Source organism: uncultured Proteiniphilum sp. (assembly GCF_937873925.1).
Lineage (GTDB): Bacteria > Bacteroidota > Bacteroidia > Bacteroidales > Dysgonomonadaceae > Proteiniphilum.
Map to the genome: position 1 here is coordinate 1 of NZ_CALNAT010000248.1, position 20501 is coordinate 20501.

The following is a 20501-nucleotide window of genomic DNA, read 5'->3' on the forward strand; positions in this document are numbered from 1 at the left end:
CTGGTGGTAACCTTTTCAATTATTTTAGTGGACTACTTTTCAATTATTTTTTACAGGAATTAAAAGTTCCCGTTGGGTTTACAATAAAAAAATAGGAATTGAAGGCAAAGGAATAACATTAAACGAAAATGATACGTAAAAAATGAATAACAACGAAAAAAATGTAATTTTGTAAGGCAAAAATAGGAATTTAACTGTAAGATGATGAACGCTATGACTGAATACTTGTTATTTACTTCGCGAGATGAATTTAGGAATTGGTTACATGATAATTGCCTGTCTGGCGACGGTGTTTGGCTGTTATTCGGCAAATCAGGCGGGCCAAAAACAATAAAGGCAAGTGAAGCGCTTGAAGAAGCCCTTTGTTTCGGTTGGATTGACGGACAAATGCAGAATATAGACGATAAAACTTACATAAAATATTTTTCTATACGCAGGAAAAACAGTAAGTGGTCAGATAAAAATAAGGCGTTAATTGAAACGCTCGAAAAGCAGGGGATAATGACCGATTATGGTAGAACGAAAATAAGGGAAGCCCAGAAAAACGGTCAATGGGACGCACCTGATCCATCGAAAGTTACGGATGAACAAATAGTGATTTTATCTGATTTATTGAGAGAACATGAATTAGCCTTTACGAATTTTCAAGTAATGTCTCCATCTGTGAAAAAGACATATACACGGGCCTATTTTGATGCTAAAACGGACGTAGGGCGTATTAAACGTCTATCATGGATAATTGAACGATTAAATAAAAATCTAAAACCAATGTAGTGATTTGAGCGTATTTCTGTATAGAAAGGAAATAAATGAATCCCAATGAAAACAACCAACAGAAATATATATAGGGGAAACAACAAAGACAGTACAACAAAGACAGTACAAAACATGAAAAAATAGGCGACTGACATAAATGCCTCACTGTTGGCAGTCATGTTGTAAAAAAAAAAGAGGACTAAACGAAAAAGATGAAAAAGAAAATAATTTTACTTCTATTAATTATCGGTTTTATTTCAAGTTGTGAATCCGACAAATCAGCTGAGGGGAAACTGAAAATCATAAAGGCAAATTCCACGCAAGTGGATATAAAAGATGATAATGATTTTAGAAAGAATGCCTGGCGGATTGTTCCTGAAGCAAATCCGGACGTTTACACAACGTCAGCAAAAAAGGTTACTTTCTATACCGACATAGACTCTATTTCATTTGACATAAAACAGAAAGAGCACTACGATTTTGTGATATTGCTCAACGGGAAAGATTCTGCAAGAACACGAATTGTTTGGGAACCTTCGAAATTGGAAATCCTAAAACAGGGACAAGAATATAATTATTCAGATAATCGCCCTATTCCAACCTTTAGTTATCAATCGCAAGATGACCCGAATCTTATCAGAGTAAGAAAAAATCTGAAATTGGACTCTATTGCCGGAAATGGAAATGAACTTTCTCAAATTTTTAATTTAATGCATTGGATTCACAATCTGATAAAACATGACGGGAACAGTAACAATCCAACTTTAAAAAATGCTATTGATTTGATTGAGGTTTGTAAAACTGAAAATCGGGGCGTGAATTGTAGGATGTTGGCGACGATACTTAACGAATGTTATTTATCAATGGGAATAAAATCCCGATACATAACATGTATGCCTAAAGAAACTGAATTTGATGATTGTCATGTTATCAATATGGTTTATAGCAAAGAATTAGACAAATGGATTTGGATGGATCCAACTTTTGACGCGTATGTAATGGATGACAAAGGAAACATACTTGGTATTCAGGAAGTCAGGGAAAGACTTATTAAAGATCAGCCTTTAGTTCTTAATGCAGATGCCAACTGGAACAGAACGAGCTTGCAGACAAAAGAATACTATTTAAACTATTATATGGCGAAAAATCTTTACAGACTTACAACACCGTTAGTAAGTAAATATAATACAGAAACCTGGCAAAATGGAAAAGAGATGATATCTGTTGAGTTATTACCTTTGGATGGCATTGAACAAACGCCTCAAAAAAGAGAATGGGTTGAGAAAACAGGTGTAAAATTTATTTATTACAAGACAAACAACCCTGATTTATTTTGGACAAGACCTGAATAATTTTGAGTTTGCCCTGACACACAAAACCAACGCTTCGCAAACCCCAAAGAGCCAAATCCACCCACCGCCCTTAAATAAAACTTTCGTGAGAAAGCAATAAAAACAATTAAGCCACAACTTGGCGAATTATTACATTTTTCAAAATGGAGCTTTGATTCAAAAGATTGTGACAAAATTCTTCGGATAGAAACCGATAAGTGAACACGTGAGTCCCGGAGAATATGAAATGAATGAAAAGTTATTTGGAAGTTTACTTTAAAAATATTTACTTTGCAAATATTTTGTAATAGCAATTATTTTCAATGGAATTAATTTGCCGGTTAAAGGACATATATAAAACTCTTTATGCTTATGAAAAGCAGTTTTCGGAGCAAACAGGTATCACCATTAATGAGGGAGCTTTGCTTTGCTGCCTGAAAGATGACAAGCCGAAATCTGCGAACGAATTATGTGATTTTATCGGACTGTCCGGTTCGAGGGTGTCGCGTATTATCCATACTATGGAAGAAAAAGGATTCATTTTGCGCGAGATTGGAGCTTCCGACAAACGCCAAATGATTTTTACGCTGACAGATAGCGGCAGGAAAAAGATCAAGGAAATGAAAAAGCATAATATCGATATAGATTCTTTGCTTGCTCAATTAATTTTCGTTGCAAAATAATATTTTTTATCTATACTATTGCTGTTAGCAAATATGTAACTTGACAAATAAGTAACACATAAATATGAAGATTATTATTATCGGGGGAGTGGCTGGAGGGGCTACTGCGGCTGCACGTCTCAGAAGACTGGATGAAGAGGCGGAAATTATTCTTTTCGAAAAAGATGAGTATGTATCTTATGCCAATTGCGGACTACCATATCATATCGGGGGAACGATCGAGAACCGCGACGAGCTGTTTTTGCAGACACCGGAAGGATTCAGAAGTCGTTTCTGCATTGATGTCCGTATAAAGTCGGAGGTTATCGCAATAGATTCTGCACAAAAAACCGTCACAGTAAAGGATTTGAAAACGGGCACCATATATAAGGAAGGATACGATAAACTCATCCTTTCTACCGGTGCAAAACCTGTAAAACCGGCGATCAGCGGCATAGAGAATGAAAACATCTTTTCGTTGCGCAATGTGCCGGATATGGATCGGATAAAATATGCAATCACCGGAAAAAAAGCAGCATCGGCGGTGATTGTCGGAGCCGGGTTTATCGGGCTTGAAATGGCTGAAAACCTGAAAGAAGCCGGACTATCAGTGTCAGTGGTCGAGCAGGCCGATCAGGTGATGGGAATGGTTGACTATCCCATGGCGGCTATGGTGCATCAATATCTGCGTTCACAAAAGATAGATCTTTTTCTTAAAGAAAATATTATAGCGTTCGAATCGGATAACGGGCATATCAATGTGCGGCTGGCAAGCCAAAAATCCATTACGGCTGATATTGTTATTCTGAGTATCGGCGTAACGCCTGAGAATGGCCTGGCTAAAGGTGCCGGACTGGAAATCGGCCGTTTGGGAGGAATTGTGGTGAATGACTATATGCAGACCTCCGACACGGATATTTATGCGGTGGGCGATGCCGTGGAAGTGAAAAATCCTGTTACCGGGAAACCTACGATTATCCCGCTTGCCGGTCCGGCCAACAAACAGGCGAGGATCGCTGCCGATAACATTATAACGGGAAACAGGAGGGTTTACAAAGGGACGATCGGAACTTCTGTTGCCAAGGTATTTGATATGACGGTGGCCTCTGCCGGAGCTTCAGAAAGGTTGCTTTCGCGAGAAGGAATAAAGTATATAACGTCGATCAGCCATGCAGGATCGCATGCCGGCTATTATCCCGGTGCTTTGCCGTTGTCTGTCAAAATCAACTTTGCTCCGGATGGGAAACTGCTTGGTGCACAGGTGGTCGGATTCGACGGGGTGGATAAACGCATCGACCTGTTGGCGCAGGTGATCCGTAACGGGGGAAGTGTTTATGACCTGCAGGAGATAGAGCATGCGTATGCACCGCCTTTTTCTTCGGCGAAAGATCCGGTGAATATGGCAGGATTTATTGCCGAGAATATCCTCACCGGCCGGGTAAAGATTGTCCACTGGAATGACATGGACAATGCGAAAGCCGATACCGTGATTATTGATGTGAGGACAAAAGAGGAATTTGAATTCGGCCATATCGATAAGGCTGTCAATATTCCTTTGGATGAATTGCGGAACAGGCTTTCCGAAGTTCCCACCGATAAACCGATTTATATCTACTGCGCGGTCGGATTACGCGGTTATACGGCCTCACGCATCCTCTTGCAGCACGGCTATACCGCTGTTTATAACTTATCGGGAGGATACAAAACCTATTCCTGCGTTCTTCAGGATCAACGGAATGGTGCCGGCAGTGCCGGAAATGAGTGTGATTTCTTTCCTGTGATCCGGGATGACGGGGAAATAAGAATGGATCCGGAGAAAAAGGTTATTGTGGATGCCTGCGGATTGCAGTGCCCCGGACCCATCAGGGAACTGAAAAAGCATTATGATACGTTATTGCCCGGGCAGCGGTTGACGATAAAAGTAACCGACCAGGCTTTCGGGCAGGATCTGAATGCCTGGTGCAACATGATGGGCGCAACGCTTATTGATATTGATCATTCGGGAGGAGTTATCACAGCTACTGTAGAAAAAACGGAGGCGAAAAATTCCTCCGCATCTGTGAGTAATCATCTTATGAAGAGTAGCGACACCAAAACGCTGATTGTTTTCAGCGACGATCTGGATAAGGCTTTGGCAACCTTTGTGATTGCAAACGGCATGCTGGCATCGGGTAAAAAGGTGAGCATATTCTTTACGTTCTGGGGGTTGAGTGTTATTAAGAAGCAGCACAAACCGGCTGTGAAAAAAGATTTCATCTCCCGCATGTTCGGTATGATGCTTCCTTCGCACAGCCGTAAACTGGGATTGTCGAAAATCAACATGATAGGCGTAGGCGGAAAGATGATGAGATATGTGATGAAAAACAAACATATAGACAGCCTGGAGGAACTGATGCAGCAGGCCATAGACGCAGGAGCGGAATTAATTGCCTGTTCCATGTCGATGGATGTGATGGGGATACGGAAAGAAGAACTGGCGGATGGAGTGACCATTGGTGGAGTGGCTACTTATCTGGAGCGGGCTGAACAGTCGAATATCAATTTATTTATTTAAAGTTTTGCACGGATTGCGATTTATCTGTTCAATAAATTTAGTCTTTTGACTTTTGCTCAATTAGTTTAACGCAAATGCCGGAATAATAACAATAAGAGATGGGGATTTTTAGAAATATATTCAAATCGCCGGATAAGGGCGAATTAAAGGAAAAGATTAGAAAGGGTGCTTTACTGCTGGATGTACGTAGCCGGGAAGAATATAATTCCGGATATGCCGCCGATTCGGTGAATATCCCGTTGGATATTCTGGCAAATGAAATCGGAAAGCTCAGTAAAGATGTCCCCATTGTTGTCGTTTGCCTAAGCGGTGCACGGAGCGCTTATGCTGTGAACTTACTGAAAAGCGAAGGATTTGAAGCGTATAATGGCGGTGGATGGCAATCGTTTTAGGAAATGAAAACAGATTGGAACAAACGTTATTCCGTAGAGGAATATGTATACGGGAAACAACCCAATTATTTTTTTCGGACGGTTATGGATACATTGTCCCCGGGAAAAATCCTGTTGCCTGCGGAAGGAGAGGGGCGAAATGGAGTATATGCGGCATGCAGAAAGTGGGATGTTATGGCGTTTGACAGTAGTCCCGTTGCCCGGCAAAAAGCGCTGAAACTTGCCGGGGAGAATGGTGTTGAAATTAATTATCATGTATGTGATTATCCGGATTTCAATTGTCATGAAAGTGTTTTTGATGCGATCGCATTCATTTATGCGCATCTTCCGGACAAGCAAAAGCATACATATTACCGGCGTTTGTTCCTGTGTTTGAAAACAGGAGGAAAAGTAATCTTCGAAGCATTCAGTAAGAATCAGCAAAAGTATCAATTGGACGACCCTCAGGCAGGAGGCCCGCGAGATCCCGGTATGTTGTTCTCAAAAGAAGAGGTAGAAGAGATTTTTACCGGCTTTGCTCTACTCAAGCTGGAGGAAGAAAAGATCCTTTTATCCGAAGGTCCCGGGCATACCGGATATGCTTCTGTGGTCCGATGCGTGGCGGAAAAAATATAGCAAGACGATATCGCATATCGAAACATTCCATGTAAATTTGTTTTCTGCTTATTTAGCTTAATGAAATAGTTGTTTTTTAATGTTATTGCGTATATTTGTGTGACCTGTAAGCGGTGGAGATGTCGGGAGAAAACGGAATGATAGAGATAAAATAAAAGATAAGTAAAGGTTAATCGATTTAATCTCATGAAAGTTATAAATAGGATTTTAGTTTTTTTGATGTTGTTTTGCCTATACAACTGTACTGGAGTTACTGATGTACAGGATAGTATGAATCTGGATTTTGAATTCAAAAATCCCGGTTCACATTTGCCTAAGCACTGGTATACAGGGGGTGAAAGTTTCAAGATCTCTGTAGACAGCCTGGAGAAACACAGCGGAAAGTTTAGCCTGAAAATGGAAACGCCCGGCACCAGGAATAATAATAGTTTTGGTGTATTTACAGGTACCCTTCCCATTGAAACTTTTGCAGGTAAAAATGTGGAATATAGAGGGTGGATAAAAACTAAAAATGTAAAAAATGGATATGCCGGATTATGGCTTAGGGTTGATGGAGAAAATACAGAAACACTTGGCTTCGACAATATGAATGACCGGGGTCTGACAGGCGACAATGATTGGACACAAGTATCCATAAAGATAGATATCAGCCGTGAAGCAATCAATATAAATTATGGCGGACTATTTCCGGGAGAAGGAGTTGTGTGGTTTGATAACCTCGAACTGTATGTAAATGGAGAAAAATTTATTGAGCCTAAACTTAAAACCACCCTTTCTCGGAAAGAAAAGAAAGTAATAAAAGAGTATATTTATCCGCTAAGAACATATGAACCTGACAGTGGTAATACGAAAGACCTTGAGATATTGGAGAAATTGATTGGTAACAGCAAAGTAGTTGCTTTAGGAGAGGTTTCCCACGGTTCAAGCGAGATCTTCAAGATGAAGAACCGTATCATTCAATATCTGGCTGCTAACAGCGGATTCGATATTTTTTCAATTGAAGCGAATATGCCGGAGTCATACAAACTCAATGACTATACAGTTCACGGGAAAGGGGACCCTAAAAAACTGATCGCGGGTATGTATTTTTGGACCTGGAGGACAGTAGAGGTGTTGAACATGGTTGAATGGATGCGTCGGTTTAACCATCCGGAGAAGCGTATTGAGTTTACAGGATTTGATATGCAATTTTACGAAGGTGCTGTAAAAGAACTTATGGATGCATTTGAAGAGGACGAGATTGTAAGAAATAAAATTGCTGATTTGGGAAAAATACTTAATGAGATAAAATCCCGTACGCAACAAAACAGAGAATTGGTATCAGCTGACGACAACGAGATGAAAGAAATTGATTCCCTCATTTCGTTCATACAGAATAGTATTGAAACATCATCCTTTCAAACATCCGACAAACAATGGTTGCAGCAAAATATGGTAATAATACGGCAATATTTGGGGTCTATTAACTATGCCTGGCGTGACAAGTGCATGGCAGACAATGTGATGTGGATAAAGGAAAATAATCCCGATTCCAAACTTGTTATCTGGGCGCATAATGGGCATATTCAGAAAACAAGTAAAATGATGGGATATCACCTTGCTCGGCAACTTGACGATGATTATATAACTTTCGGTTTTACTTTTTACGACGGTAGTTTTACGGCAGTAGGCAACAAAGGCCTCACTTTTTATGAGGCTTCAAGAGTTTATCCCGGCACGTTGGAATATTTATTGGACAAATTGAACGAACCTGTTTTTATTTTGGATTTAAAGAAAATAAGATCAGATAACAAGAAAGATACAGAATGGTTATTAGAACGATTAGCTTATAGAAGCGTAGGAGCACTGGGGGGAAGTCAGTATGAGTTTCAGAACAGAATAGTATCGGATGATTTCGATTATCTGATTTTTATCAGGACTTCAACGCCGTCTCTTCTTTTTCCTGATACGCGATAAATAATCCTACCTATTTTCATTGTCTAAGTAATTTGATAACTGATAGCATAATAACCAGTGAATTTTACAGAGTAACCAAAGAAATGCCTGAATAGTAAAATAATTGTATGAAACGACTGTTTTCTTTCCTGATTATAATTTTTGGGGCAAATATTTTATTTGCTCAAACTGAAAATAAAGCTGTGAATGTATTGAATTACTATCCAAAAGAAATTGCCGAAACCATTTATTCAAAATCGAAAGATTTTCCCAACCGTACGCAACTTTCCATTGCAATAATTCGAAATGGGAAAATTAATTATTATGGAATCATAAAGGAAAATGATTCTATAAAACCCATTGAAAACCACACTAAGGTTTTTGAAATAGGTTCTATTACCAAGGTATTTACTTCAACCGTTTTAGCTTCATTGGTGGAAGATAAAAAAATAAAATTGACAGATTATGTCAATTCGTATTATCCTTTCACTTTTAAGGATGGTATCAAAATAACTTTTGAAAGTTTGGCCAATCATACTTCCGGGTTACCCCGCTTACCTGAAAACCTGGATTTATCGGACGAAACCAATCCATATAAAAATTATAGAAAGAAAGAACTGGATGAATATCTTGAAAATATGCTGAAACTCGAAAACGAACCTTCAAAAACCTATTTATATTCGAATCTTGGAGCAGGATTATTGGGTTATACCCTTGGTTTGTCTGAAAAAATGAGCTTTCAGGAATTACTTCAAAAGCAGATTTTTGATGAATACAACATGACAAATACCTTTGCGAATACACAAAATTTGGACAATAAACTCGTTAAAGGGTTGAATGCAAAGGGAGAAGTTGTATCCAATTGGGATTTTGATGTTTTGTTGGGTGGTGGCGGAATTTTATCTACCACTGAGGATCTGGCAAAATTTGCGATGGCACAATTGAATCAAAAAAATAAAAAGCTTGCATTGACAAGAAAACCAACTTTTGTAGTGAACGATAAAATTAAAATTAGTTTAGGTTGGCATATTTTAAAATCTGAAAGTGGACAAGATGTAATTTGGCATAATGGGGGGACAGGCGGATATTCTTCTTCCATGGCTGTAAATGTTGGGGACAAAACTGCAGTTATCATATTATCGAATGTTTCAGAAATAAACGAAAAGATGGATGCTTTGTGTTTTGAATTGATGAGTGGAAAGTATGAAAAAATATAAAGGGTATATGTTATTTTAAGGCCGAAACAGGTTTTTCTTTTGTGTAAACCGATGGTTTTTGTACCTTTGTCTCTGAATCAATAGTAACACATTTCAGAGCATATCAGTCAGATGGATATACGTAAATTTCTCTTTGTTCTCGCAGCATCTATCCTTGTTGGGAACTTCGTTGCGAAACAATCAGTCATCATGGCGCAGGAGCCGCCGGTTTCAAACAGCGACAAAGTTTTTGAAAACCCCGATGTAGTACCTATGTACACGGGAGGAACCGCAGAGATGCACCGGTTTATTGGAAATACGTTGAAATATCCCGACGATGCGAGAGAGCGTAATGCGCAGGGATTGGTAGTATATACTTTCGTGGTGGAGAAAGACGGTACACTCTCCAACTTTAATATCATCCACCGTGCGGATTCACTGCTGAACCGGGAGGCGCTGCGTATATTGGAAGCCATGCCACCCTGGCGCCCTGCCAGACATAACGGCGAAATAGTACGTTCCGAAACCTATGTGCCCATGTATTTCAGGCTCAATCAAAATGCAATGGCAGCCGGCAAAGCTGTTCAGGGCACCCGTGATTATTCTAAAAAGGACCCTGTGGTACTTGAGAGCAACACTATTTACACAATTGTCGATAAGATGCCGCAATATACCTATGGTGAGTCGGGATTGTCCGCTTTTATTGCGCATAATATCCGCTATCCGCGTGAAGCCAGACAGGAGGGAATTGAAGGAAGAATACTGTGTTCGTTTATTGTAAGTAGTGACGGTTCCATCTCGAATATAGAGGTGGTGGAAGGGTCGAATAAGTCGCTCAATGAGGAAGCTGTCCGCGTGCTTGGTCTTATGCCGAAATGGATTCCGGGTGAGAATAACGGCGAAAAGGTGCATGTGAAATGTCTTCTGCCTATAGACTTTGTAATAGATGAGGATCCGATTCCACCGTTAACAAGCAACGAATAAACATACCTGCTCTTCCTTTTATTTTAATTCCAGTTCAAAGGTCCGCATTCCCGTGTAGGTATTGATAAAAAGCCGGAAGGGGCCGGGGGAGGCGCCTGTCTGATCCCGTAGGCTGGCGAGCAGGAAAGAGGCATACATCATCTTGGGATATCCCGGAGGATCATCGTTTGCGGAATGGCTTATATAGAGGTCGAGGGATGTTGAGGAGAGATCACGGAGCAGGGCGATACTGTGCGGCACGTTATGGTATTCCGTCTCTATGATCAGGTTCAGGTAATCTCCGCCTATCCATACACTCTGTATTTTCAGCGGATCGTCCGAATAGCGTGCCGGGAACCCGTCCGGCTGCACGGTATCCGTAAATATGTTGGTCATAAAGTTGATTCTGATGGCATCTCCTTCTAAAGGGACGTAATTGAGAATGACGCGCTGCCCCTCTTCTCCCGAGTAATTTTTCGTCTCTTCGGGGATAAGCAGTCTGCCATTGTCGAGTCTGAAACGGTAGGTTGAATTTTCTTTCTCCACTGTGGCAAACTCCACTAAGTAATTGTCCATCCTTTCCGGATCCTTTTCACATGCGGAAAGAAGGAGAAGCAGGAGAAATATCGGAAGGGTAGCCGTATAACCTCTCATTGTATACTTATTGTGCTGCCAGATTGTTTTTAACTGTGTTTCCGTACATCCCGATCAGTTTCTCACGCAGGAAAGCATCGTCTCTGTTCGGGATATCTATCTTGTCGATCTGTTGCTGCAGATAGGTATTGAATTTCGACAAATCTTCACTGCTGTATTGCGATGAGAACCGGCCGGTACCGGTCATCAGGTCGTATGCCACGTAATTGAAAAGGGAAAAGGTGTAATTGCGGTAAATCTCCCGGTCGATGAGAGAGGCCGCTTCCTCCAGCAACTCATTCCTTCCCTTTTTTTCGGAAATAACGCTGACCGCTTGGTCGATGCATGTGCCGAACCGGAGTGTGACACGCCCCTTGAAGCCCATTATACCGGTGTACATATTTTCTATATCGTCGGCTTCCGTTTTTCTGTACCCCGGATTATCCCGCTTGAGTTGAAACTCTTTGGCTTTGAGGTAGTCGCAGGGGTCAAACTCATAAGAGATGGAAAGGGGGACAATATGCAGGTCCTGCAATGCTTGCCCCGGAGCGGAGCTATCGTGCAGTGTGAGCATTTTCAGCAGACTCACCTGCGTTTTATCGTTCGAATCTTTTGCCCGTCCTTCGCGCTGGGCGATCCATGCCGGTTGCTCCCTGCGGTTTACCGTATCGTGGATATAGTCAGAGAGATGCTTCGACACTTCCAGCATCTGGCGGACGGAAACACCCCGTTTCACGATAAAACTCTTGTTAAGGCGTACTAACTCCTCTATCCAGGGATATATGAGGAGGTTATCACCGATGGCTATCTCTGTGGTGGATTTCTTCTGATCAACCATAAGTATGTTCAGAAAAGCGGCATCCAGCACGATATCGCGATGGTTGGAGATAAAAAGGCATCCTTTTCCTTCGGGAATATTTTCCCATCCTGTACCGCTCAGCTCCCGGGTGGTTTTGGCGATCAGTTGTTTCATTGCCGGATAGATAATGTTGCGCTGAAAATCGTCTTTGGTTTTGCATCGGGTCATTGCGGCGGAGAACTGTTCCCATGGGAGGGGTTTTACGAAGGACTCTGCCGCCCGCCTGAAATAGCTGTTGGAAACGAGCCTGGCAATGGTTTCCGGAACCTCGTTGTCGGGGACCGGCCTGATATCGTTGAATCGGTTCATTGTTGTTGTCTCTGTCATACCACTGTTACGGGTAAAAAGGAGTATTACTTTTCTGTTTTAGTCAGTTCGCTAAAGATTGGAGTTTTTAATTGATCACTGGAATAATTCCGTTTCAATAATCTCTGTGATAATATCCGTCATAGAGAGGCCGGCAGCGTTCACCTGTTGGGGGATAAAACTGGTGGCAGTCATTCCCGGCGTGGTATTCACTTCAAGGAGGACAGGCCTGTCGCCAATTAAGATATAATCCACCCGGATGATCCCTTTCGCGCCGATCAGACGATAGATCCTTTCGGTCTCCTGCTGAATGGCTAAGGTGATCTTTTGGGAAAGGCGGGCGGGGGTGATCTCTTCCACCTGGCCATTGTACTTCGCATCAAAATCGAAAAACTCATTAGATGTAACCACTTCGGTCAGAGGTAACACCGTTATCCCTTTATGGGTCTCAAAGCAACCGCAGGTTACTTCCGTTCCCTGTAAGAAACTCTCGATAATTACTTCATGCGCTTCCCTGAAAGCTTCCCCAACAGCGTTTCCGAGCTGTGAACTTTCTTTTACTTTGGTGGTGGCAAAACTTGAGCCTCCCAGATTGGGTTTTACAAAAACGGGCAATCCCAGTGTGGAGATGATCTTATCGGTTTGACAGGAATCACTTTTCCGCAGAAGAATTGAATCGGCTACCTCGATCCCGAAGTTTTTAAGGAAACTGTTACAGGTGAATTTGTTGAATGTCAGCGCCGACGCCAGGACTCCGCAGTTGGAGTAGGGGATACCCTGCATATCGAAATAACCCTGAAGCGTTCCATCCTCGCCGGGAGTACCGTGGATAGTGATATAAGCGAAATCGAACAGGATATTCCTGCCGTCGCCATCGGTAAAATTGAAATTATTTTTATCTACCGGATAAAAACAACCGCGATTTTCCGCTTCCCATGAGGTACGGTCTATTCTTACCTTGTAAACATTGTATTTTTCCTTGTCCATAAAGGAGTAAATGCCGGCAGCACTCTTTTCGGATATCACAATTTCCGAAGAGTAGCCTCCCCACACAACAGCGACATTCTTTTTCATTATTTCAAGATTCAAAATTCAATATTTAAAATTCAAAATTGTCAAATCAATTATATCCTCATCTATTCTCTATCGTGCGAAGTGCATATCATTTCCACCTTTTCACTTTCCACCGAATCACCTTTCCACCTTACTATACGCTCTCCACTTGTCGATCACCGATTGCATATCTTCCGGGATGTCGCTTTCAAAATAAAGTTCTTTTCCTGTGGAAGGATGTACGAAACCCAGTGTTTGCGCATGCAGGCATTGGCGGGGGCAGAGAGCAAAGCAATTAGAGACAAACTGCTTGTATTTTGCGAAATGAGTGCCGCGAAGAATCTCATTGCCTCCGTAGCGTTCATCATTGAACAGCGGATGCCCTATATATTTCATATGTACGCGGATCTGGTGTGTGCGCCCTGTTTCCAGCCGGCATTGCACCAGCGTCACATAGCCGAACCGTTCCATCACGCTGTAGCGGGTTACGGCATGCTTGCCCTGATCGCCGTCGGGGAAGACACGCATACGCATCCGGTCGTTCGGGTCACGCCCGATATTACCCTCCACGGTTCCATGGTCATCAGCCGGATTTCCCCAAACCAAAGCAGCATACATTCGTTTTGTTTCTTTACGGAAGAATTGGGCGGAGAGGTTTGTTTTCGCTTCCGGGGTTTTGGCCACGAGCAGCAGGCCCGATGTATCTTTGTCGATTCTGTGTACCAGTCCCAATCTAGGATCATTCATGTCGTTGATATTCTCCCGGTTCAGATAGTATGCAACGGCGTTGACCAGCGTGCCCGTGTAGTTTCCGTGGCCGGGGTGTACTACCATACCGGCGGGTTTGTTGATCACCATGAGGGTATCATCCTCATAGACAATATTGAGTGGGATATTTTCAGGTATGATCTCCAGTTCACGCCTCGGACGGTCCATCACAATTGAGATCACATCGAGTGGCTTCACCTTGTAACTCGATTTTACCGGTTGTCCGTTTACCAGGATACAATCCGCCTCGGCTGCCTGCTGGATACGGTTTCTGGAGATCCCCTCTATCCTGACAGACAGGAATTTATCGATCCGCAGCATATTCTGTCCTTTATCTGCTACAAACCGGTAATGCTCGAATTTCTGATTTTCGTCCTGGGATTCTTCCGCTATTCCGTCATCCTCCTCAGCCAAAAAATCGATATCGTCTAAATTCTGTTCCGCCACAAACATCCGGTTAGAAAAATGAATCGTCTATCGCCCCGTCGCCTCCCGATTGAAGACCATTACGGTTGTTTATCCGTTCGGGCGGCACAATATACTCGTTGTCAATCCTCAACGAGTCGGCAAGTACTCCGCTGGTGACCACCAGGGTGAGAGGAGAGCCGGCCGGTATTTTTTCTTCGGGCGCCAGCCGCCTCCCCCTGTACTCTACAGCTACTACCAAGCCGGAATATTCTGCCGGTACCTCCTGGATGGAAAGCTGGGTGAATCCCATTGAATTGAGTAATGCAGAGGCCTGACGGGTGGAGTAATCTGTCAATTCCGGTACGGCAATCATCTGAGGATTCTTTGAATAGATCGTCAGATAGATGGCGCGGCCCTCTTTCACTTTATTGCCTGCTTGGGGCGTTTGGTCTATAATCGCTCCCGGCACGGCATCGCGCTGGTAGATAGAGTCCACGATCTCTGCATGGAGGCCTTTGGCCTTGAGAATGATATTGGCTTCTTCGATCTGAAGACTTTCCAGTGCAGGCACAACCACATTTTGTCCGTGTCTTGTATAGACGTTCAGGAGCAGCAACGCCAACACAACCAGCAGTATGCCGCATGCTATGATCATCACCAGATTTTTTACGATGCTGTTGCTGAAGAGGGAATTTTTAGTCTGTTTTTTACTCATAACAATCGCTCATAAGTGTATAAGCATATACGAGATACAAAAGTACAAAAAATAATGAGAGTGGGGGAGCAGAGGTATGGAAAAAGAGAGGTGAAAGTGTTGAGGGGAATGTACCGGGAGAGTCAAAAAAACAGGAATAGAGACGATCCTATTCCTGTTTTTTAAAGATAGTATCTTTAATATTCGTCCGACACGGATAACTTAGCCCTGCCTTTTGAACGACGGGCGGCAAGCACTTTTCTTCCGTTTTTGGAAGCCATTCTGGAACGGAATCCGTGTTTGTTCTTTCTCTTTCTGTTAGAGGGTTGGAATGTTCTTTTCATATTATTGTTATTTATTTTGTTTTTGTCCTTATATATATATAGTCTTTTAAGTGCGGCCCCCGACGCTAAGAACTTGTTTGTTCCCGGCTCCTGTCTTTTTGTGGTTTGCCCTTTGCCTGTTTTATAGACATGCAGCTTCTGCCGACTTTATTTTTCCGGCCTGCAAAATTAGATAAAATATTTGAAAAAACCAATCCGATAGAGGATAAAAATACTTTTTTTCTCTTTTTCAACTCTTTATACAATCCTTGAAAAGGAACTGAAAAGAAAAATGAAGAAAATTAAAAGAAAAGTTTTGCACTTTGGGAAAATCGTTCTATATTTGCACCCGCAATTGAGATAACAAGATATTTCACAATAGGGTTCACGCCCGAAAGGGCCCATTCGTCTATCGGTTAGGACGCAAGATTTTCATTCTTGAAAGAGGGGTTCGATTCCCCTATGGGCTACATTATTTAGAAAAATTAAATATACGCGTCAATAAAAATGGCAAATCATAAATCATCTGAGAAAAGAATCAGACAAACCAAAGTTCGTCGTCTGTCTAACAAATACGTCTCGCGCACTGCCAGAAATAAAGTGCGTGAGTTGCGTACGCTTACTTCTAAAGAAGAAGCCCAGAAGATGTATCCTGAGGTTTGTTCCATGCTCGACAAGTTGGCTAAGAAGAAGGTGATCCACCAGAACAAAGCCGATAACCTCAAGTCCAAGTTGGCTTCTCATGTGAACAGCCTGAGTTAAGATGATAAAACATCTGGTATTCTTTAAATTGGCCGAAGAGGCTGATGGGAATTCTAAGCCAGAAAATATTCTCATCATTAAAGAAAGGCTGGAGTCGCTTAGAGAAATGATCCCCGTGATCCGTAAGATGGAAGTTTTTCCGAATCATTTTCAGGCTTCCTCCGAAAATTATGATATTGTGCTCGACAGCGAGTTTGATTCGCTGCAAGATCTGAAGGCTTATGCCGTACACCCCGGACATTTGAAGGTAAGAGAGTTTATCGCAAAAGTAAGTATCGGCAGGGCGGCTATCGATTACGAATTTTAGAATTCGTATATTTCATACAATTAAACAACAAAAGCGGACTTATTGTCCGCTTTTGTTGTTTATAGACTTCCGCAAAACGATGATGGGGTTCAGGGGTGCTGATCCGGAAAATATATGGAAATGGAAACCAATTTTTATTTTCCTTTTTCTCCAGGTAAGTTTTTTGTTATTATAATTCAGGAGATGAAAGGTTAAATACTTATATGTAAATTTGTTAAAATATTTTATTGGAGTCTGTCTCTTCTTTCTTTTGTTTCAAAAGATTTTCCAAAAGAACGATTTTCTCTCTTTCCAATTGAAGCATGCGTTCATATAGGGCGGTTTTCTCATTGGCTAATTCAATAATCCGGTCAATGGGGTTATTGTTGATAATATTCTTATAAGCCCCACTTCCTTCTTGAAAAGTATTATTTTCGATGATCACCGTCACAGGATCTTCTTCTAATTCTGCGATGAGTTCAGGAGCTACTCCTAATGCTTTGGAAAATCTCTCTATCATATCGGCATTAATGACTTTTCTCTGTTCATAAGTGGAGACTTGGGTCTGGCTAAGACCCATTATAGATGCCAACACATCCTGCTTCATCCCCAGAGTATGGCGAAAACGTTTAATAGCGTGCCCATGGTGAGTATTTTTCGTTATCATATCCTTCAATTTCTTATTTTCATTTTTGGCAAATGTACAAAAAATCAGCATAGCCCAATAATTATCGGTGCAAAAACAATAAATACCGGACATGTTTATTATTATTATTATAAAAAACCTTATTTACTTTGAAATTTTTAAAATAATTAGGTAAATTATCATTTAATACCAAATGATTTATGAATTGTAGACAAAGAAAAGGTGAACAAAAACTATTCTCTCGATTACAAAGCGTTCTATTAACGCTGTTGCTGATTACGTGCGCAGAATACGCTATGGCGCAGGGGTTCACGGTTAGCGGTGTTGTCAGGGATGAGACCGGCACCACCCTGCCGGGAGCTGCAGTGGTTGTAAGAGGCTCCCAACGAGGTGTAACTACTGATGTTGACGGTGTATTTTCTATTAATGTGAAAGCGACCGACGTATTGGAAGTGTCATTTATTGGCTATCAGACTGTAATGCTTGAAATCGGGAACAATCGCAAGTTCGATATCACACTCGAACCGGAAGCGATCGGGATTGACGAAGTGACAGTGATCGCATTCGGTCGCCAAAAAAAAGAGAGTGTCGTGTCATCTATTTCGACAGTAAAAGTCGATGAATTACGCGTGCCGGCTTCCAACCTCACTACTGCGCTGGCAGGGAAAATTGCCGGGATTATCTCCTATCAGACATCGGGAGAACCGGGTGCCGATAATGCGCAGTTCTTTATACGCGGTGTAACAACTTTCGGATATAAAACCTCTCCGTTAATCCTGATTGACGGCTTCGAATCGACCACCGACGATCTTGCGCGCCTGCAACCGGATGATATCGAGAGTTTCTCGGTAATGAAGGATGCTTCGGCAACGGTGATGTATGGTGCGCGGAGTGCCAACGGGATAATCTCGGTAGTGACCAAAGCCGGGCGTGAGGGGAAAGTAAAGATCAGTGTGCGGGGCGACGTGAATATTGCAACGCCTACCCGAAGATTGGAGTTTCTCGACGGGGTAAGTTATATGCGACTCTATAACGAAGCGCAGATCACCCGTAATCCGTTGCTGGGTGCCTATTACGACGAGCAGAAAATACAGGCTACCGTGCGGGGCGAAAATCCGATGATATACCCCAATGTAGAGTGGTACGACGCACTGTTCAATAAATCTACCGCCAACGAAAAGGCCAATATAAACATATCAGGCGGCGGGCAGGTGGCTACTTATTTTGTGTCGGGAACCTTTGAACATGAAACCGGATTGCTGAAGGTAGATACCCGGAACAATTTCAACAATAACATCGATATCACAAGGTCTCAGGTCCGCAGCAATGTTGTTTTCAAATTGTCGCCGACTACCACCCTTGACACAAGGATTACAGGGCGTTTCGAACGTTATAACGGGCCCTACGAATCGGCCAGCGAGATTTACAGGCAGATCATGTGGTCGAACCCGGTGGATTTTCCGTTTACTTATGAACCCGACGAAGCCAATAAGTTCACCGAACATATCCTTTTCGGGAGTACCCTCATAGGCGGGGCGACAAAAGTAAATCCTTATGCCAGCATGATCCGTGGCTATGAAGACCGCAACGAAACAAACGTTACCGTACAAGGTACACTTTCGCAGGAATTGGATTTTATCACAAAGGGGCTTAAGGCAAGCCTTAAAGCTTCCGTAAACAGTTGGGGGAAATATACCAGCCGGCGGACTTATTCCCCGTATTATTATGCATTGGAAAATTTCAACCAGATTACCGGCGATTACACCTTGTTCGCACTCAACCCCACTTCCGGCCAGGCTTACCTGGGTGATGTACAACCCGGGCGCGATGCCAGCGGGCAATACTATTACGAAGGAATATTATCGTGGAACAGGCTATTCAACAAACACAATGCCGGTGCCACCATAGTGGGTATCATGCAGGAAAACCTGGTGACGGGTGGAAACAGCAATTCGATATACTATACGCTCCCTGAAAAGAACCTTGGCGTTTCGGGTCGTCTTACTTACGATTATGACTCCCGGTATTTCCTCGACTTCTCTTTCGGCTATAATGGCTCGGAAAAATTCACGGGCACCAAGCAGTTCGGATTTTTTCCCGCTTTGGCAGGCGGATGGATGGTATCGAACGAGAAATTTTTCGAATCCTATAAAAACGTGATCAGTGCACTGAAGCTTAAAGCGAGTTGGGGACAAGGCGGTAACGATGCCATTGCCGGACGTGAGGGACGGTTTTTCTTCCTCTCCGATGTTTCTCTGGGCGGGGGAGGATACCGATGGGGTAATACGTTTATGAACTACTATCCCGGGTATACTGTTTCCCGATATGCCAACCCTAATATAACCTGGGAGGTATCTACTAAATACAACGCCGGGATTGAACTGAGTTTGTTTGAGAAAGAGGCTGTGCGTATCCAGGCAGATTTCTTTCAGGACTACCGTGACAAGATATATATGAACCGCGAAAATTTTCCGAGTTCTGCAGGACTTGAAGCCTCTATCAGCGGAAACGTAGGTAAGGTAGAATCTCATGGGGTAGACGCTTCTATTGACATAGAACACCAGTTCAACAATGATACGTGGTTGACAGGGCGCGCCAATTTCACCTATGCAACGAACAAATACGTTGAACTTGATGAAAAGAATTATCCCGATGAGTACCTGAAACGCAAAGGGCACAACATTAACCAGTGGTGGGGATTGATAGCCGAACGTCTTTTTGTTGACCAGGCTGAAATCGACAACTCTCCCAGACAGGATTTTGGTGAATATATGGCCGGCGATATCAAGTATAAAGATGTGAATGGCGATGGCGTGGTAAATGACAACGACCGCGTACCGATGGGGTATCCCACAAGTCCCGAAATACAACTTGGCTTCGGACTATCGGGGGGGTACAAGAAATTCGACCTTTCCTTCTTTTTCCAGGGAAATGCGCGTGTTTCCATGTTTATCAACCCCGGAGTAGGAGGGGGTAGTGATGGTACCGAAGGTATCGCTCCGTTTGTAAGCAACCGCAATGCCCTGCCTTTTATTGCGAATGACTACTGGAGTGAAACGAACCCGAATCCTTATGCTTTTTGGCCCCGATTGTCGACCACCACGATCAACAACAATTTGCAACAGTCCTCCTGGTGGCTTCGCGATGTTTCTTTCCTGCGTCTGAAAACAGTAGAAATGGGGTATAACTTCTCTGTTAAAACGCTTAAATTGCAGAACTGCCGGGTTTATCTGTCCGGTGAGAACTTGTTTGTATTAAGTGGTTTCAAATTATGGGATCCTGAAATGGGGCGCAAGGGTATTGGCTATCCTCCAAACAAGAGGTTCAATTTTGGTCTCAAATTAGATTTTTAATTCATA

19 protein-coding genes and 1 tRNA gene are annotated in these 20501 nt (G+C 42.6%); 13 read left to right on the forward strand and 7 right to left on the reverse strand.

The window, feature by feature from the left end; genetic code table 11:
- Positions 1–201 precede the first annotated feature (201 nt).
- The 9 genes from Q0502_RS17395 (at position 202) to Q0502_RS17435 (ending at position 10425) form a co-directional block, all read left to right on the forward strand.
- Positions 202–774 carry a YdeI/OmpD-associated family protein gene (locus Q0502_RS17395; RefSeq protein ID WP_298653598.1) on the forward strand — a complete coding sequence of 191 codons (573 nt, stop codon included), beginning with the start codon at positions 202–204 and terminating at the stop codon, positions 772–774.
- A gap of 194 nt (positions 775–968) precedes the next feature.
- Positions 969–2108, forward strand: coding sequence for a transglutaminase-like domain-containing protein (locus Q0502_RS17400; protein ID WP_298653600.1), 1140 nt, complete (start codon positions 969–971; stop codon positions 2106–2108).
- 302 nt (positions 2109–2410) lie between these two features.
- Positions 2411–2770: a winged helix DNA-binding protein gene (locus Q0502_RS17405; RefSeq protein WP_298653602.1), complete on the forward strand. Its 360-nt coding sequence runs from the start codon at positions 2411–2413 to the stop codon at positions 2768–2770.
- A 64-nt stretch (positions 2771–2834) separates the two neighbouring features.
- The gene (locus Q0502_RS17410) at positions 2835–5303 is read left to right on the forward strand and encodes an FAD-dependent oxidoreductase (RefSeq protein ID WP_298653604.1); all 2469 of its coding nucleotides are present in this window, start codon (positions 2835–2837) and stop codon (positions 5301–5303) included.
- A 98-nt stretch (positions 5304–5401) separates the two neighbouring features.
- Positions 5402–5695 carry a rhodanese-like domain-containing protein gene (locus Q0502_RS17415; RefSeq protein ID WP_298653606.1) on the forward strand — a complete coding sequence of 98 codons (294 nt, stop codon included), beginning with the start codon at positions 5402–5404 and terminating at the stop codon, positions 5693–5695.
- 3 nt (positions 5696–5698) lie between these two features.
- On the forward strand, positions 5699–6310 hold the full coding sequence (locus tag Q0502_RS17420; protein ID WP_298653608.1) for a class I SAM-dependent methyltransferase: 612 nt from the start codon (positions 5699–5701) through the stop codon (positions 6308–6310).
- A 270-nt stretch (positions 6311–6580) separates the two neighbouring features.
- Positions 6581–8266: an erythromycin esterase family protein gene (locus Q0502_RS17425; protein WP_298653609.1), complete on the forward strand. Its 1686-nt coding sequence runs from the start codon at positions 6581–6583 to the stop codon at positions 8264–8266.
- A gap of 107 nt (positions 8267–8373) precedes the next feature.
- Complete coding sequence (locus Q0502_RS17430) at positions 8374–9462, forward strand: serine hydrolase domain-containing protein (RefSeq protein WP_298653610.1); 1089 nt, start codon at positions 8374–8376, stop codon at positions 9460–9462.
- Between the two features lie 111 nt (positions 9463–9573).
- On the forward strand, positions 9574–10425 hold the full coding sequence (locus tag Q0502_RS17435) for an energy transducer TonB (protein ID WP_298653611.1): 852 nt from the start codon (positions 9574–9576) through the stop codon (positions 10423–10425).
- 18 nt (positions 10426–10443) lie between these two features.
- Here Q0502_RS17435 and Q0502_RS17440 read toward each other — a convergent pair whose 3' ends face one another.
- From Q0502_RS17440 to rpmH, 6 genes are all read right to left on the reverse strand, one after another.
- Complete coding sequence (locus tag Q0502_RS17440) at positions 10444–11058, reverse strand: NigD-like C-terminal domain-containing protein (protein WP_298653612.1); 615 nt, start codon at positions 11056–11058, stop codon at positions 10444–10446.
- Between the two features lie 7 nt (positions 11059–11065).
- Complete coding sequence (locus Q0502_RS17445) at positions 11066–12223, reverse strand: 1-acyl-sn-glycerol-3-phosphate acyltransferase (protein ID WP_298653613.1); 1158 nt, start codon at positions 12221–12223, stop codon at positions 11066–11068.
- A 75-nt stretch (positions 12224–12298) separates the two neighbouring features.
- Positions 12299–13276 (reverse strand): D-alanine--D-alanine ligase, encoded by a 978-nt coding sequence (locus tag Q0502_RS17450; protein ID WP_298653615.1) that lies wholly within the window; start codon positions 13274–13276, stop codon positions 12299–12301.
- Between the two features lie 117 nt (positions 13277–13393).
- A complete protein-coding gene (locus Q0502_RS17455; RefSeq protein ID WP_298653665.1) occupies positions 13394–14437 on the reverse strand; it encodes an RluA family pseudouridine synthase in 1044 nt (347 codons plus the stop codon).
- Positions 14438–14480: 43 nt separating this feature from the next.
- On the reverse strand, positions 14481–15146 hold the full coding sequence (locus tag Q0502_RS17460; protein ID WP_298653616.1) for a PASTA domain-containing protein: 666 nt from the start codon (positions 15144–15146) through the stop codon (positions 14481–14483).
- A gap of 176 nt (positions 15147–15322) precedes the next feature.
- Positions 15323–15469 (reverse strand): 50S ribosomal protein L34, encoded by a 147-nt coding sequence (rpmH, locus tag Q0502_RS17465; protein ID WP_298653617.1) that lies wholly within the window; start codon positions 15467–15469, stop codon positions 15323–15325.
- A gap of 377 nt (positions 15470–15846) precedes the next feature.
- Here rpmH and Q0502_RS17470 point away from each other — a divergent pair.
- The 3 genes from Q0502_RS17470 to Q0502_RS17480 all read left to right on the forward strand — a co-directional run bounded on the left by Q0502_RS17470 (position 15847) and on the right by Q0502_RS17480 (position 16517).
- Positions 15847–15918, forward strand: a tRNA-Glu gene (locus tag Q0502_RS17470).
- Between the two features lie 37 nt (positions 15919–15955).
- Entirely contained in the window at positions 15956–16210 is a 255-nt protein-coding gene (gene rpsT / locus Q0502_RS17475) for a 30S ribosomal protein S20 (protein ID WP_298653619.1), read from the forward strand.
- A 1-nt stretch (position 16211) separates the two neighbouring features.
- Positions 16212–16517: a Dabb family protein gene (locus Q0502_RS17480; protein ID WP_298653621.1), complete on the forward strand. Its 306-nt coding sequence runs from the start codon at positions 16212–16214 to the stop codon at positions 16515–16517.
- Between the two features lie 214 nt (positions 16518–16731).
- Here the strand turns inward: Q0502_RS17480 and Q0502_RS17485 are convergent, their stop codons facing one another.
- Positions 16732–17256 (reverse strand): helix-turn-helix transcriptional regulator, encoded by a 525-nt coding sequence (locus tag Q0502_RS17485; protein ID WP_298653623.1) that lies wholly within the window; start codon positions 17254–17256, stop codon positions 16732–16734.
- A gap of 86 nt (positions 17257–17342) precedes the next feature.
- Here Q0502_RS17485 and Q0502_RS17490 point away from each other — a divergent pair, with 86 nt between their 5' ends.
- Entirely contained in the window at positions 17343–20495 is a 3153-nt protein-coding gene (locus Q0502_RS17490) for a TonB-dependent receptor (protein WP_298653626.1), read from the forward strand.
- The last annotated feature ends 6 nt before the right edge of the window (positions 20496–20501 follow it).